The organism is Gemmatirosa kalamazoonensis (assembly GCF_000522985.1).
Taxonomy (GTDB): domain Bacteria; phylum Gemmatimonadota; class Gemmatimonadetes; order Gemmatimonadales; family Gemmatimonadaceae; genus Gemmatirosa; species Gemmatirosa kalamazoonensis.
In genome coordinates this window covers 5,079,359-5,093,610 of record NZ_CP007128.1, presented here as the reverse complement: position 1 = coordinate 5,093,610, position 14,252 = coordinate 5,079,359, and the positions used below count along the sequence as shown (strand labels likewise).

Below are 14,252 nucleotides of genomic sequence, written 5' to 3'. Positions count from 1 at the left end.
TCCTGCGCTACGTGCGCCGCCGCCGCGCGCCGATGCCCGCGACGAGCGTCAGGCCGCCGGCGAGCAGCGCGAGCGTCGACGGCTCCGGAACGGCGGCGCCGCTGAGCGTGAACGCGGCGTTGAACGTCGGCGGGGGGCCGCCGGTGCTCGGCGCGCCGATGACGTCGGTGCCGACGCGCAGCCAGTCCGGGTCGAGGTTCGCGTTGCGGATCCACGTCTGCAGGTCGGGCAGGAACGGCGTGCCGCCGACGATCGGCTTCGCCGCCGACAGCCAGAGGAACGTGCCGTTCGTGAGCCCCACCGTCGGCACGATGAAGTAGTGCCCCGCCTGGAGGATGAACGGGTCCGTGAACGTCACGTCGATGCGGACCTCGTCGCCGCTCACCGGGCCCTCGCCGCCGGTGAGGTTGCCCGGCGTGGGATTGATGCCGTTCACCACGGAGTTCGCGACGTTGAACGGACCGAGGAGCGTCGCGCTGAACGTGAGTCCCGACCCGATGCTGCGGCCGACGAGGTCGACGTCGCTCGGCGAGTTCACGCGCGTCGGCACCAGTGGGGTCGAGAACAGCGGCGGGCCCGAGGTGCGCCCGACGTTCGAGGCGACCGGGAACACGCCGTAGATCTCGACGCTGAGCGCGGTGATGTCGCTCGGGGTGAGCCCCCTCGGCAGCAGCCCGTAGAACGACGCCGAGGTGAGGCTGCTGACGTGCGTGAGGAGGAAGTCGTCGGCGGTCTCGCGCTCGATTTGGCCGCCACCGGCGGTGTTCGAGGCGGTGCCGAGCCGGCCGTCGGGCAGGCCGGTGCTGATGAAGACGGGCTGGGCGGGCGTGACGGCGGCGGACAGCAGGACGGCGGCTGCGAGGGTCGCGTGGGCGAATGTCCTCATGGCAGAGGCCTCCAGTGAGGGAACGGGGCTTGAACGTGGTCCCCCATGGCCGGCGCCACAGGACCTCGGTGCGTTAAGAAGCGTTAACGCAAGTCGCCCCGCCGGAATTGTCGGCGCGCCCGGCAACCGTTATTCTGGCCGCCGACGCCGCGACCCGCCCTCTCTCCCAGCACGTCATGCCGCCTGCGCAACGCCTCTCCGACATCGACATCCAGCGGGAGCTCGGCCGCCTCGCCGGCTGGAGCCGCCGCGGCGACGTGCTCGTGAAGACGTTCCAGTTCCCGACCTTCCGCGCCGGGATCGACTTCGTGAGCCGCGTCGCCGACGCCGCCGACGCCGTCGATCACCACCCCGACGTCGACATCCGGTACACGAAGATCACCTGCACCCTCAGCACCCACAGCGCCGGCGGCATCACCGCGAAGGATCTGGCGCTGGCGGCGGACATCGATCGAGCCGCCATGACGTAGCGGCGTGGTTGCGTGGCTGCGTGGCTGCGCAGCCTGAGTGCCTAACGGGCCGGCATCCTCGACGAGGAGCCGGCCCGTTCGACGTGTACGCAGCCACGCAGCCACGCAGCCACGCAGCTAGCTTCTCCGGTTCCCCATCAGCAGCCGCAGGATGAACAGGAAGAGGTTCAGCAGGTCGAGGTAGATGTTCACCGCGGCGAGCACGTAGTCGTTCGGCCCGTAGACGTTGCGCAGCCGCCAGGTGTCGAACACCAGCAGCCCGCTGAACAGGAACGTCCCGACGCCCGCCAGCCACAGGTCGGCCGCCGCGCTGTGGAAGAACAGGTTGAGCAGCGACGTCGCGATCAGCACCCACAGGCCGACCGTGAGGAACCCGCCCCACGCGCTGAAGTCGCGCCGGCTCAGGAACGCGTAGAGCGTCAGGACGCCGAACGTGCTCCCCGTCAGCAGCGCCGTCTGCCCGATGATGCCCGGCGACTGCTGCTGCGCGAAGTACATCAGCGGCGACAGCCAGACGCCTTCGGCGAACGTGAACGCGAGCGTCAGCCCGATGTTCGCCGGGAACCGGTCGCGCAGCGACTGCGCCGCCATCAGCGGCACGAACGTCACGAGGAACGACAGGAACGGGTGCCGCCACACCGCCTGCATGATCGCCGGCTGCGTGAACCCGAACGCGCAGCCGAGCATCGTGACGAGGATGCCGGCGAACACCAGCAGATACGTGCGCCGCACCAGCGTCGCCCGCTCGGCACCGGTGCGCACCGCGACCCCGGCGCCCACGGCGTAGGGGCGATAGGAAGCGCCCATCGTGAATGACTCCTGAGGAAGGATTGACGCCTGAAATATACACCAGGGCAGGAGGGCAGGAGCGCGGGAGGGCAGGAGAGTCCGATGCTCTCTTGCCCTCCCGCCCTCCTGCCCTCCTGCCCTATCTCGACGGCTCCGCGCGCACGCTCCCGTTCACCGTACGAAGCGACACGGCGCGCCCGCCGGCGCCGAGTGTCGCGTGGAGCGATCGCGCGCCGCGCGGGATCGTCACGCCGGGGAAGGGCGCCGTGAGGCTGCCGTTCACCGTCGACAGGTCGAGCGACGCGTCGAGGGCGCTCGGCAGCAGCGCGGTCACCGCGCCGTTCACGCTCTCGAGCGACACGCGCGTCCCCGGCGCCAGCGCGTCGAGCTGCGCCTCCACGCTGCCGTTCACCGTCTTCGCGCGCACCGGGCCGCCCGTCGCGCCGAGCACGATCGAGCCGTTCACCGAGCTCGCCACCACCTCGCTGGCGGCGTCGGCGACCGTCACGCGCCCATTCACCGTCGACGCGTCGAGCCGGACGCCCGGCGGCAGGGCGACGACGAACGACATCTCCGTCGGCGCGTAGTGGCGCAGCATGCGCAGCCAGAACGGCTGCCGGCCGCCCCGGCTGCCGCACCGGTTCGAGTCGCCCCACGTCACGCAGGCGACGGCGTCCGCGCCCTCGCGCTCGACGACCATCCGCACCGGCTCCGGGCGACGCCCGCGGTACGACCGCGTGGCCGAGATCACCACCTCGTCGCCGCTCGCGCGCGCGACGCGGATCGGTCCGTTCGTGTTGCGCACGCGCAGCCACGCGCCGGGCCGCACGGCGCCGTGCCACGTGGACCGGTCGGGCCCGTGCGCGCGACCGCACGCGGCGAGGACCGGCAGCAGGGTCAGAACGAGAAGAGGGCGCATGCCGGATCTACGGCCTGCGCCCCCGCCTCGTTTCGTCCTCGCCGTCACGGAACCTTGCGCAGCTCCACGTTCCCGTTCGTGGAGTGCAGCCGCAGCCGCCGCGAGCCGTCGCCGATCGTCGCGTGCAGCCGCCGCGGATCGATGCGTCCGCTCAGCGTCATCGGGAAGTCCGACGCCACGTGCCCGTTCGTCGTCGACATGTCGATCTCGGCGCCCAACGACGCGGGCACCTCGACGATCACCGACCCGTTCGTCGTCGAGAAGTCGAGGTCGCGCGACGACCCGAGGTCGCGCATGCTCGCCGTGACGTTGCCGTTCGTCGTGCTCGCGTTCACGGGGCCGCCCGTGCTCTCCGCGCGCACGTCGCCGTTCGTCGTGTGCGCGATGACCTCCGACGTCGCGCCGGTGACCGAGAGGTCGCCGTTCGTCGTGCTCGCGTCGACGCGCACGCCGGCCGGCACCCGCACGACGAACTCCACGTTCACGTCGTTGTCGTCGTTTCCCGAGTAGTGGCGGCGTCCGCGGCTGGAGTAGCCGTTCTCGTCGCACGTCGCGTCCGGGTTGTACAGCGCGCACACCACGACGCTCTCGCCGTCGTCGGCCTTCTCCGTCGTGATGCGCACGTCGTCCGGGTTGCCGCGGCGCCAGCGCTTCGTGGCGGTCACCTGCACCTTGTCGCCGGTGCCGCGCTCGACGCGCACCTCGCCGTTCACGTTGCGGAGGTAGATCCACTTCCCGCTCGGCACGCGTCCTTCCCAGTTGAACGTGTCGGAGCGGCGCTGTGCCTCGGCGGGACGCGCCAGCGCGAGGGCGGTGCCGAGGGTGGCGAGGGCGATCGTCAGGCGGATCATGGCGGGTCTGGGTCCGGGGGTGTTAGGCACTCACGGGCGCCGCGAGGCGCGCTCCGCGGTCTCGATCACGATGTCGCCGCTGAACGTCGACGCCGTCACGCGCGCGCCGCCGCCGTTGATGGCGAGCTCCATGCGCCCACCGCGGCGCACGCCGCCGGTCTGCGTCGTCGGGCCGAGCGTCGCCGGCAGCCGACTGTTCACGGAGCCGCTGAACGTCGACGCGGTGAGCGAGATCCCGGCGTCGGCGGGGACCACGAGGCGCACCGTGCCGGAGTGCGACGTGAGGTCGTAGCGCCCATCGCGCGAGATCGTCCCCTCGTACGTCACCTCGCCGCTCAGCGTCTGCGCGCGCACCCGGTCGGAGCGTGCCGCGTGCACCTCCACCTCGCCGCTCACCGTCTCCAGGTCGACGAGCCCGTTCACGCGGTCGACCGTGATGTCGCCGCTCGTCGACCGCGCGCGCACGTCGCCGTCGACGTCGCGCACCCGGACCGAGCCGCTCACGCTCGTCGCCGAGGCGCGCCGCACCGCGTCCTCCACCGTCACGTCGCCGCTCGTGCTCGACGCTTCGACCTCGGCGTGCGCACCGCGCACCGAGACGCTGCCCGAGATGCTCGACGCGCTCACCCGCGTGCCCGTCGGCACGACGACCTCCATGCGCTGGTCGCCGCCGCGGCGGTAGCGGCCGTTCTCGGTGAGCACGCGCACGGTGTTGCCGATGTGCTCGAAGCGCAGCGGGATCACGTCGCTGTACGCCTTCACGCGCACCGCGCTGCCGCTCGACGCCGTGACGATCACGTCGCCGTTGATGAGGCCGAGGTCGACCGACGCGCCGCTGCCGACCGTCACGGTCGTGTCGATGCGGTACGCGTCGCGGTCCTGCGCCCGCGCGCGTCCGGCGACCGCCGGCAGCGCCAGCGCCGCGGCGACGAGCGGGAAGATCAGAGGGTGCTGCTGCATGACACGCATGGTGATGTACCCAAAGAACCGCGCACCGTCAGGAGCGCGAAGGAAGAAGCACGGCGGTGCGCAGCAGCTCGACCTTCAGGTCGAGCGCGTGCGTGAGCTGATCGCCGACGACGCGGCTGTGCGGGTCGCGCGCGAGCGCGGCGCGGCTCTGCGCGATCGCGTCGTCGATGAGGCGGAGATTCTTCTCCAGCACCGCGACGGTGCTCGAGTCGAGGTCCTTGCGCTGCCGCAGCGCGGTGCGCAGGGCGGCGATCTCCTTGTCGTACGTCTGCATGACCGGCGCGTAGGCATCGCCCCCGTCGGTCGAGCGGACGAAGCGGCGCGACTCGGCCGCCACGCGCGCCTCCGCGCGACGGCGCGCCTCCTCGGCGGCCGGCGAACGCGTGTCCGACGCCTGCGCGACGTTCGTCGGCGTCGGCTGGACGGCGGCCGTGTCGCGGTCGGGCGGCGTCACCGGCGTCGTCACCGGCGTCGTCACCGGCGTCGTCACCGGCGCGGGTGTCGTCGTGGCCACCACCGTCGACGGCGCGCGGCCCGCGGCGCGCATCACGACGTACGTCGACCCCACCGAGACGGCGACGAGCACGCCCGCCGCCGCGGCCAGCCACCGCTTCGACTGGAAGAAGCGGTCGGAGAGCCGCGGCGCGGTCGTCGTGCGCTCCACGCGGAGCGTCGGAAGCGCCTGCTCGCCGGTACGGCCGAGCGGGACCACCGGCGCCTCGATGCGTTCGGCGATGCCGGCCCACAGGTCGCGCGCCGGCTGCAGCGGCGGGAGGGCCGCCGCCTGCCGGGTGATCGCCACGAGATCGTCGGCGAGCGCCCGGCACCGGTCGCACGCCGCCACGTGTCCCTCGGCCCACGTGCGGGCCTCGGGCGGCAGGGCGCTCTCCAGGTAATCGGGGAGCAGCGTGTCGAACCGGTCGCAATCGGCCGGCGCCGCGACTCCGCGCTCGGAAGACAGGATGCGGTCGGTCATGCGTTCAATGCCTCGCGAAGGAGGAGCCGCGCACGGTGCAGCTGCGCCTTGCTCCCACCGCTGGTGATGCCGAGCTGCTCGGCGATTTCTTCGTGTCGGAAGCCTTCCACGTCATGGAGCACGAACACCCGCCGGGCACCCGGGGGGAGCGCCGCGATCGCGCGCTCGAGGTCCATCCGATCACCCGGCGCCGTGGGGCGCGCGGGAAGCGCCGCGATCCCGTCGTCCTCGTCGTCACTCGACGCGCTCCGCTTCCGGTCGCGTTTCTCGGCCTGGAGGCGGTTGAGGACGACGTTCACCGCCACGCGGTGGATCCAGGTGCCGAAGCTGCTCTCGCCGCGGAACGAGGCGAGCTTCTCCCAGACCCGCACGAAGACGTCCTGCGTCAGCTCCTCGGCGAGCGCCCGGTCGGCCGCCATGCGCGCACAGAGCGCGTAGACGCGGCCGACGTGCGCCCGGTAGAGCCGCTCGAACGCGCGACGGTCGCCGCCGGCGGCGAGGGCCGCGTCGGTCGGTTCGGTCGGCGTCTGCTGGACGTCGTACGGCGGAAGGGAGTCCTGGATGGCCACCATCATTGGATCGGGTCGTCGGGGCTCGCGTGATCAGATGGAGCAGGACGCCCGAAGGTTTGAACCCGTGACGGGACTCGAAGATACGCCCCGTCAGTCGGGATGCACGGCGAGCGGCGCGAGCGTCTCGGCCGCCAGGCCGTACGCCGCCGCGACCGCCGCCATCGACCCGTCGCGGGCGAGCAGCCGGCGGGCGGCGGTCCAGTCCCGCGGCACAGGGAGCAGCGCCACGGTCCACGCGAGGTGTCGTCTGTACCCGCCTCTCGCGGGCTCGGCCAAAGCGGCGCACCACCCGGCGGCGACGGGCGACCCCAGGAGCGTGGTAAGTGGCGCCGCGTCGGTCGGGGTGCACTGCAGCACGTAGCAGGAGTTGAGCGGCACGGTGGGATCGCCGGCCCGCAGCAGGCGCGGCCGGAGCGTGCGCGCCACGTCCGCCCACACCACGCGCGGCATGGCGCCGACGGCCGCGGCGGTGCGGAACAGCGCCCACCACGGCCCGCGGCCGGACCGCGCGTCGCTTCGCGCGGCGAGCGCGGCCCGCCACGGCGCGAGCCAACGGGCCGCGTGCGGCGGCAGCGCGCCGAGCGGCCGGCCGGTCGCATCGTGGGGCCAGAGCAGCCGCTCGCGCGCGGCGTCCGCCGCGTCGTGGAGCGTCTCGCCGCGCGCGGCGGGTCGGAGCAGGGCACGCTCCACGACGCCGTGGCGCGCCCGCCCGTCCGGCCACACCCCGTCGACGTGCGCGACGTCGCCGTCCTCGTCGACCACGCGCACGAGAAACGCGTCGTTGCACCCGCACTTCACGCCGAGCCGCACGCGTCCCAGTCCCGCCTCGCCCAACGGCACGCCGGCCGCGCGCAGCCGCGCGATCGCGTCGCGCACGGCGGGCGGCACGAGCAGCCACGGACTGCCGGGCGTGTCGTCGAGCGGCAGCCTTGTCGCGTCGACAGGCCACTCGCGCGCGCTGGACGCGTCGTGCACGCGGACGGTGAGCGTGGAGCGTGGCGCGTGGAGCGTGGAGCGGCTCTGTTCACTCTTCGCTCCACGCTCCACGCTCCACGCTCGCTCGGCCACCACGAGGGACGGATACACCGCCGCGTCGAACGCGGCCGGCGCGTCGGACCAGTCCTCGACGACGCGCACGCGCGCCTCGCGCGCGAGCAGGCGCCGCACGCCGCCGCCGGCGAGCGCGCGCCAGAGCTTCGCGGGCACGAGCAGCGCGACGATGCCTCCGGGGCGCACGAGGGCGAGCGAGCGCTCGAGGAACGGCGCCGCGAGGTCGGCCTGGCCGCCGAACCCGCGCCCGGCGCCGGCGGCGGACGCGCCGGGCGACCATGCGGCGTCGCGGCACGTGTCGTACGCGGCGCGGAGCGCGCGCCGCTCGCCGGCGCCTAACGCGTGCGGCCGCACCCATGGCGGATTCCCGAGCACGACGCCGCAGCCGCGCGACGCAGCGAGGTCGGGGAAGTGCCACGCGAAGCCGAACGGCAGCGCACCGCCGCGGGCGACCGCGCGCCGGCGAGCCGCGAGCTCGCGGCACTCGGCGCGCAGCGCGTCGAGCCGTCGCCGCTCGGCGGCGTCGCTGCCGCGGCGCGCGCCGAACAGGTCGCGTCCACGCGCGGCGACGAGCAGCGCGCCTCGCTCGGCGCGGCGCGCGCCGAGCACGCGATCGAGCGCGTCGACGGCGGCCTCGCGCTCGACGCGCTCGAGCGCCGCGCCCAACGTGACCTTGCGGCGCCCCGACGCGCGCACGTAGCGCGCGCGGAGCGACTGCGCGGTGCTCCGCTCGCCGCGCCGGGTCGCGCGCTCCACGCGCGCCCACGGGTCGCCGCCCCATCCGCGCGCCCACGACGGCGCGGCGAGCGAGTCGCCGAGGCGCACGTGACGATCGAGGTTCGGCAGCGGCGCGACGCACATCGGGTCCGGCTCGTCGCTCTCCACGACGACCGAGAGCCACAGCCGCAGCTCGCACAGCCACACCGCGGTCGGGTTCACGTCGACGCCGAACACGGAGCGCGCGAGCACGTCGCGGCGGCGCACCGCCGTGGGACGCGCGTCGCCGCATCGCCCCACGAGATCGGCGAGACGCTCCATCGCATGGACGAGGAACGCGCCACTTCCGCACGCCGGGTCGAGCACGCGCAGCGCCGCGATCCGATCGCGCACCGCGTCCGCCGCCGCGCCCTCGAGCCGTCCGCCGGCGAGCAGCCGATCGACGGCCGGGTCGTCGCGGCCGAGCGCAGCGCCTAACGCTTCGGCCGTCACGTGCTCGACGAGCGGCTGCGGCGTGTAGAACGCGCCCGTCGCGCGGCGCGCGTCCGCGCCCATGAGCGACTCGAACGCGCGGCCGAGCATCTCCGGATCGACCGCGGCCTCGGAGTACGCGCCGCTCTCCTCGCGTGCCGTGAAGCGGTGGCGGCCGAGCAGGCCCACGACCACGGTGCCCAACGCGTCGTCGTCGAGGCGCAGCGCGCGATGGCGACGCTCCGTCGGCGTGGGCGCGAACAGGCCGCCGTTCAGGAACGGGATGCGGCCGAACGCTCGTGCCGCGCCGGCGCGCCGGCGCGGCGGTGTGTTCAGCGTGCCGAAGAACAGCGGCCGCAGGACGCGCTCGTGGTAGCGCCCTCCCGTCGCGCGGCACGCGTCGTACGTGCGCCGCAGGAAGCCGTGATCACCGTCGAGCCATCCCTTCGCCTCGACGAACGCGAGGAAGAGCAGGCGCGACACGTACAGCAGCGCGATCTCCGCACGCGCCGCTCCGTCGTCGAGGCCCGACGCGGTGTCGGCGAGCGCGCGCACCGCGGTCTCGAGCTGCCGATAGAAGCGCCGCGACAGCGCCTCGCGTCCGAGCAGCTCGTGCCACCTGTCCGGTGCACCAGTGGCGAGCGCGCACAACGTCTCGGCGTCGCTCGTGAGCACGCGACGCGGGTCGGCGACGAGCGCCGCGATGCGCGGTACGCGCTCGGAGCGCTCGACGCGGCAGACGGCGAGCGCCACTTCGCTCCCGTCCTCGCGCGCGAGCGCGACGAGCCATCGCTGCGCCGGCGCCACGGCCGCGAGGTGGCGCGCGACGGCGGCGAGCGTCTCGCGCACCGGCCGCGCGTCGGTCGCCTCGCCGAGCAGCGCGCGCGGCGGACCGCGGCCTTCGAGCACGCGCGCGCCGCGCACGCCGTACCGCGCGAGCGACGCGGCGGCGTCCCGCCCCACGGCGATCGGCGCGTCCGCGAAGCCGAGCGCCTGCACGAGCGCGACGAGCGCACCCGCGTCGTGGGCGGCGGCGAGCAGGCGGGCGGCGTCGGCGAGTCGCACGCGCCGACGGTGCGCTGGCGCCCGCAGTGTGACGGTACCCTGGCGACGCGAGTCCGGTCGTTTCGTCGCGTCGCCCTTGACGCGGACCGCTCCAAGCGGATACTTGGCTTCCAAAGCAACCGGGCCGGCAGCGGGGCCGGCGCGGTGCGACGCCTGCGCAAGGTGAGCGCGATGGAGCACGAGCCCACGGACGGGATCGGTGAGGCCGCGCTGGGAGCGGAGCGGGTACCGACGACGGGACGCCCCGCCCCCATCTCGTCGGCGCATCTCCACGACACCCTCGCGCGGTTCGCGGCCACCATGGCGGCGACGGCGACCCCGCCGCGCGGCACCGATCTGCGCGGCCGCGCGCGCACGTTCATCGACGCGGCGGCGGGACGGCGGGTGCCGACGCCGACCACGCGGCGCGAGGCACGCGACGTCGTGGCGGCCTACGCCGCGCAGCTGCGCGCGGACGGGACGCCGCCGGAGCGGATGCTCATCGTCCTGAAGGCCGCGGTGCGCGACGCGACCCCCGGCGTGCTCGATCAGGCCCAGCTCCACGCACTCACGGCGGACGTGGTGCGGTGGAGCATCGAGGGGTTCTACTCGCCGTAGCGCGCCGTAGCGCGCCGTAGCGCGCCGTAGCGCGCCGTAGCGCGCCGTAGCGCGCCGTAGCGCGCCGTAGCGCGCCGTAGCGCGCCGTAGCGCGCCGTAGCGCGCCGTAGCGCGCCGTAGCGCGCCGTAGCGCGCCGTAGCGCGCCGTAGCGCGCCGTAGCGCGCCGTAGCGCGCCGTAGCGCGCCGTAGCGCGCCGTAGCGCGCCGTAGCGCGCCGTAGCGCGCCGTAGCGCGCCGTAGCGCGCCGTAGCGCGCCGTAGCGCGCCGTAGCGCGCCGTAGCGCGCCGTAGCGCGCCGTAGCGCGCCGTAGCGCGCCGTAGCGCGCCGTAGCGCGCCGTAGCGCGCCGTAGCGCGCCGTAGCGTGGGTCGCGCGGCCCCGCCTAACGCGGGGCCGATTGCCTAACGGCGGCCGTCGGACGCGTCGCCCGTGCGCAGTCCCTTGGCGAGCGCCGCGAGCGTGCGCGCCAGCGCCGCCGTGTCGCGCTCCCCCATCGACGAGAGGGCGCGCTCCACGCGTCGCGTCGTGGACTCGGGGGCACGCCGCACCAGCGAGCGGCCAGCCGTGGTCGCCGACAGCTCCGTGCGCCGCCGGTCGTCGGCCGCCGGAGTGCGCACCACGAGCCCGCGCTCCACGAGCCGCTGCACGACGACCGAGACGGAGCTCGGATCCGTGTGCGTGCGCTCGGCCAGCTCGGCGAGCGAGCGCGCGGGGCGCTCCGCGAGCTGCTGCAGCGCGTGCAGCTGCGCGGGATGCAACCCGAGACGTTGCTCGGAGGTGCGGCCCGAGACGCGCAGCTCACGCGCCACGGCTCGGAGCGCGTCGAGCACCTCGGTCGACGGCTCCGCCGCGGCGCGCGTCATACCGCGGCGGGTAGCCACTCGAGCTTCCTCGGCGATGTCGGCCGCACTCGCCTCACGAACGGCGGGGCCGTACGAAGCGGAGCGGTGCGTTCGGGGCGCGGGCATTGTGGAGTCGGGATCATGGGCTCACGAGTGGAGTCGGCACGCCACGCCGGCGCCGCCTCTTCGGGTCGTGCGTCGGACCATGCTTGCGACTGTACCCAGACCGCGTCCACATGATCCGGCACGTCTGCGCGCATCGGTACGAATCCGTACAATCGCGTCGCAGGTGCACACTAGCGCCTGAGTGCACACCGACGCCAGACCCCACGCAGCCTCGTTTCCCATGCACGCTATGAGCGTGCCGCGGTGCGAGTGCCGCGACCGCTACGCGGACACGTACTCGCGGCCCCGCCACTCGACGCGGCGCCCGCGCGCGATGGCCTGCACGACGATGGCGAGCAGCACCGCGGCGCCCACCGGCGCGAGCAGCGCGTACGCCGCGGGCACGCCGCCACGCCGGTAGGCGCCAAGCCAGAACGCGAGCGAGGCAGCCTGTGCGACGATCGCCGCGCGCGCGACGTCGGGTGGGATCCCTGCCATGGGGATCAGGAGCAACGCGACCGCCGGCGCGAGGCTCATCAGCGGCGGCAGCAGGAGGAGGAGCGGGAACACGGCACGCCCCACGCGGCCGAGCGGCATCGCGTCGCGGCCGCCGGCGTAGACGTTCTTGCGCCAGCCGCGGACGAGCTCCCCGAGCGACGTGTACATGCGCGTCGCGAGCTGCCGCTCGCCGAGGACGAGATGCACCGGAAAGCCGCGCGCGAACACGTGCTGCGCGAGCCGGAGGTCCTCGGCCACCGCGCCGCGCACCGCGCCGTGGCCCCCGGTCGCGTCGTACGTCGCGCGGTCGACGAGCAGGCACTGCCCGTTCGCGATCTTGTCGACGACGCGGCGCGAGCGGTTCACGCGCTCGGTGCCGCCGTAGCGGCCGAGCAGCACGGCGAGCACCTGGGGCTGTACGAGCCGCTCCCAGAACGTGCCGAGCTCCTGCCGGCCGACGACCGAGAGCAGGCCACCGCCGCGCCGACGCAGGGCATGCACGGCGCGCGTCACGAGGTCGGGGGCGTGCGTCGTGTCGGCGTCGGCGAACAGCAGGATCTCCCCGCGCGCCGCCTCGGCGCCGGTCGTGCACGCCCACGGCTTGCCGAACCAGCCGGCGGGGAGCGGCGGCGTCGCGATCACGCGCCCACGCGGCTCGCCGCCGATCGCCGCGCGCGCGAGAGCGGCCGTGTCGTCCGTGGACTGGTCGTCGACGACGACGAGCTCGAGGCGCGCGTACGTCGTGTCGAGGACGGAGCGCACGCACCGCGCGATGTTAGGCGCCTCGTTCCGCGCGGGGACGATCACCGAGACGAGCGGCGCGTCGGCGCCGGCGGTGCCAGGCTCCTCGTCGAGGGTGCGCGACCCGCGCGCGCGCCACCACACGAGGGCGGGCGCGGCGAGCCAGGGCCACGCCGCGCCCGCCGCGCGCATCCACGCGCTCGCACTACCGGACGGTATCATGCACGAAGGCTATCGCACGGCGGGCGGAAGAGCTCCAGGTAAGCCGCCCGCCGAACGACGCCCCTCGTCAGCGCATCCCGCCCTCGTCGGAGCGCCCGGTGTTGCGGCCGCGCATGCCGATGCGCGAGCGATCGGTGCGCGAGTCGTGCTGCGGCAGGACGTCCTCGTCGGACGACGCCTGCAGCCCCTCGTCGCGTGAGCTGCCGCTGCGGCTGCTGCTGCTGTCGCGGTCGAGGTCCCCGCCGTCGCGCGAGCTCGACGAGTCGCTCAGCGAGTCGCTCCCCGAGCGGCTGCCGCCGGAGAAGCCGGACGACGCACCGTAGCCGCCCGAGCCGCTGCGATCGCTCACGCTGCCGCTGTCCTGCATGCCCTCGCTGCGGTCGCTGCTATCACTGCTGGAACGGCCGGACATTCGATTGCGATCTGCCATCATTGCCTCCGAGTGTGGTTCAGGCCGCCCGCGCCCCGTCGTTCCTGGTCGCCGGCGGCCCACACCGAGGGGGCAACGCATGTGCCATATGTTTTCAGATCGTACGATCGCCCGGCGTTGCTGCCCGCGCGCGCGTCCTCTTACGTTCCGCCTCCCATGACGCATCCCGACCCGATCTGGCCTCCCGCGCTCGCGCCGGGTGCGCGCGTCGCGCTCGTGGCGCCGGCCGGTCCGCTCGGCGACCCGGTCGAGCTCGCGCGCGCGGAGGCCAACGCGCGCGCGTTCGGGTGGGAGCCCGTCGTGGCGCCGAACGCGATGGCGCGCGCGGGCTACCTCGCCGGAGACGACGCCGCGCGGCTCGGCGACCTGAACGCGGCGCTCGCCGACGACGTCGACGGCGTGTGGTGCCTGCGCGGCGGCTACGGCGCGATGCGGCTGCTCGACGGCGTCGACTGGGACGCGCTGGTGCGTCGGCCGCGCGCGCTCATCGGCTTCTCCGACATCACGGCGCTGCATCTCGCCGCGGCCGTGCGCGCGCCGGGGCTCGTGTCCTTCCATGGCCCGACGGCGCGCGGCACGCTCACGCCGTTCTCGCACGAATCGCTCGGCCGCGCCGTCGTGGCGCGCGTCGACCCGTGCGGCGCCGCGCCCGACGCGGCGACGGTCCGCGGTGGCCGGGCCGAGGGGCGCCTCGCCGGCGGCAACCTCGCGCTGCTCGCCGCGCTCGCCGGCACGCCGTACGCGCCGCGCCTCGCCGACGCGATCGTCGTGCTGGAGGACGTCGGCGAGCCGATGTACCGCGTGGATCGCATGCTGCGCCAGCTCCTGCTCGCCGACGCGCTCACGGGATGCCGCGCGCTCGTCTTCGGGCACTGCACCGACTGCGCGGACGCCGCGGGCGGCGACGGGCGCCACTCGCTCGCCGACCTCGTGGGCGAGGCCGCGGAGCTGCTCGGCGTTCCGGCCGTCGTCGGCGTGCCCGTGGGCCACATCACCGACCAGTGGACGCTGCCGTTAGGCGCGCGCGCGGAGCTGGACGCCGACGCGCGCACGCTGCACGTGCACGGCGCGACCGCCGCCTAAC

14 protein-coding genes and 1 pseudogene are annotated in these 14,252 nt (G+C 74.5%); 3 read left to right on the top strand and 12 right to left on the bottom strand.

Annotated elements, in window-relative coordinates:
• Window positions 1–7: 7 nt before the first annotated feature.
• On the bottom strand, window positions 8–886 hold the full coding sequence (locus J421_RS22090) for a PEP-CTERM sorting domain-containing protein (protein ID WP_025413352.1): 879 nt from the start codon (window positions 884–886) through the stop codon (window positions 8–10).
• A gap of 176 nt (window positions 887–1,062) precedes the next feature.
• Between J421_RS22090 and J421_RS22085 the strand changes: the two genes are divergently transcribed.
• Window positions 1,063–1,356 (top strand): 4a-hydroxytetrahydrobiopterin dehydratase, encoded by a 294-nt coding sequence (locus tag J421_RS22085; protein ID WP_025413351.1) that lies wholly within the window; start codon window positions 1,063–1,065, stop codon window positions 1,354–1,356.
• A 117-nt stretch (window positions 1,357–1,473) separates the two neighbouring features.
• Here the strand turns inward: J421_RS22085 and J421_RS22080 are convergent, their stop codons facing one another.
• From J421_RS22080 to J421_RS22050, 7 genes are all read right to left on the bottom strand, one after another.
• Complete coding sequence (locus tag J421_RS22080; RefSeq protein ID WP_104022944.1) at window positions 1,474–2,163, bottom strand: Bax inhibitor-1/YccA family protein; 690 nt, start codon at window positions 2,161–2,163, stop codon at window positions 1,474–1,476.
• Between the two features lie 121 nt (window positions 2,164–2,284).
• Entirely contained in the window at window positions 2,285–3,064 is a 780-nt protein-coding gene (locus tag J421_RS22075) for a DUF4097 family beta strand repeat-containing protein (protein WP_025413349.1), read from the bottom strand.
• Window positions 3,065–3,108: 44 nt separating this feature from the next.
• Window positions 3,109–3,915, bottom strand: coding sequence for a DUF4097 family beta strand repeat-containing protein (locus J421_RS22070; protein ID WP_025413348.1), 807 nt, complete (start codon window positions 3,913–3,915; stop codon window positions 3,109–3,111).
• 30 nt (window positions 3,916–3,945) lie between these two features.
• The gene (locus J421_RS22065; protein WP_025413347.1) at window positions 3,946–4,875 is read right to left on the bottom strand and encodes a DUF4097 family beta strand repeat-containing protein; all 930 of its coding nucleotides are present in this window, start codon (window positions 4,873–4,875) and stop codon (window positions 3,946–3,948) included.
• A gap of 37 nt (window positions 4,876–4,912) precedes the next feature.
• On the bottom strand, window positions 4,913–5,860 hold the full coding sequence (locus J421_RS22060) for a zf-HC2 domain-containing protein (RefSeq protein ID WP_025413346.1): 948 nt from the start codon (window positions 5,858–5,860) through the stop codon (window positions 4,913–4,915).
• Entirely contained in the window at window positions 5,857–6,435 is a 579-nt protein-coding gene (locus J421_RS22055; RefSeq protein WP_025413345.1) for an RNA polymerase sigma factor, read from the bottom strand. The genes J421_RS22060 and J421_RS22055 overlap by 4 nt, the downstream gene beginning before the upstream one ends.
• A gap of 87 nt (window positions 6,436–6,522) precedes the next feature.
• Window positions 6,523–9,735, bottom strand: a complete 3,213-nt coding sequence (locus tag J421_RS22050) for an Eco57I restriction-modification methylase domain-containing protein (RefSeq protein ID WP_148306463.1) — start codon at window positions 9,733–9,735, stop codon at window positions 6,523–6,525.
• 144 nt (window positions 9,736–9,879) lie between these two features.
• Between J421_RS22050 and J421_RS32220 the strand changes: the two genes are divergently transcribed.
• Window positions 9,880–10,332 carry a hypothetical protein gene (locus tag J421_RS32220; RefSeq protein WP_148306462.1) on the top strand — a complete coding sequence of 151 codons (453 nt, stop codon included), beginning with the start codon at window positions 9,880–9,882 and terminating at the stop codon, window positions 10,330–10,332.
• On the opposite strand, the pseudogene J421_RS34795 reads toward J421_RS32220, so the two are convergent.
• The 4 genes and pseudogenes from J421_RS34795 to J421_RS22035 form a co-directional block, all read right to left on the bottom strand.
• Window positions 10,320–10,673, bottom strand: a pseudogene (locus J421_RS34795) (hypothetical protein); the annotation flags it as partial. The gene J421_RS32220 and the pseudogene J421_RS34795 sit on opposite strands and share 13 nt — an antisense overlap.
• 58 nt (window positions 10,674–10,731) lie before the next feature.
• Window positions 10,732–11,193, bottom strand: a complete 462-nt coding sequence (locus J421_RS22045; RefSeq protein ID WP_025413342.1) for a MarR family winged helix-turn-helix transcriptional regulator — start codon at window positions 11,191–11,193, stop codon at window positions 10,732–10,734.
• A gap of 366 nt (window positions 11,194–11,559) precedes the next feature.
• Window positions 11,560–12,708 (bottom strand): glycosyltransferase family 2 protein, encoded by a 1,149-nt coding sequence (locus J421_RS22040; RefSeq protein ID WP_025413341.1) that lies wholly within the window; start codon window positions 12,706–12,708, stop codon window positions 11,560–11,562.
• A gap of 97 nt (window positions 12,709–12,805) precedes the next feature.
• The gene (locus tag J421_RS22035; RefSeq protein WP_148306461.1) at window positions 12,806–13,150 is read right to left on the bottom strand and encodes a hypothetical protein; all 345 of its coding nucleotides are present in this window, start codon (window positions 13,148–13,150) and stop codon (window positions 12,806–12,808) included.
• A 174-nt stretch (window positions 13,151–13,324) separates the two neighbouring features.
• Between J421_RS22035 and J421_RS22030 the strand changes: the two genes are divergently transcribed.
• Entirely contained in the window at window positions 13,325–14,251 is a 927-nt protein-coding gene (locus J421_RS22030; RefSeq protein WP_025413339.1) for a S66 peptidase family protein, read from the top strand.
• Window position 14,252 lies beyond the last annotated feature (1 nt).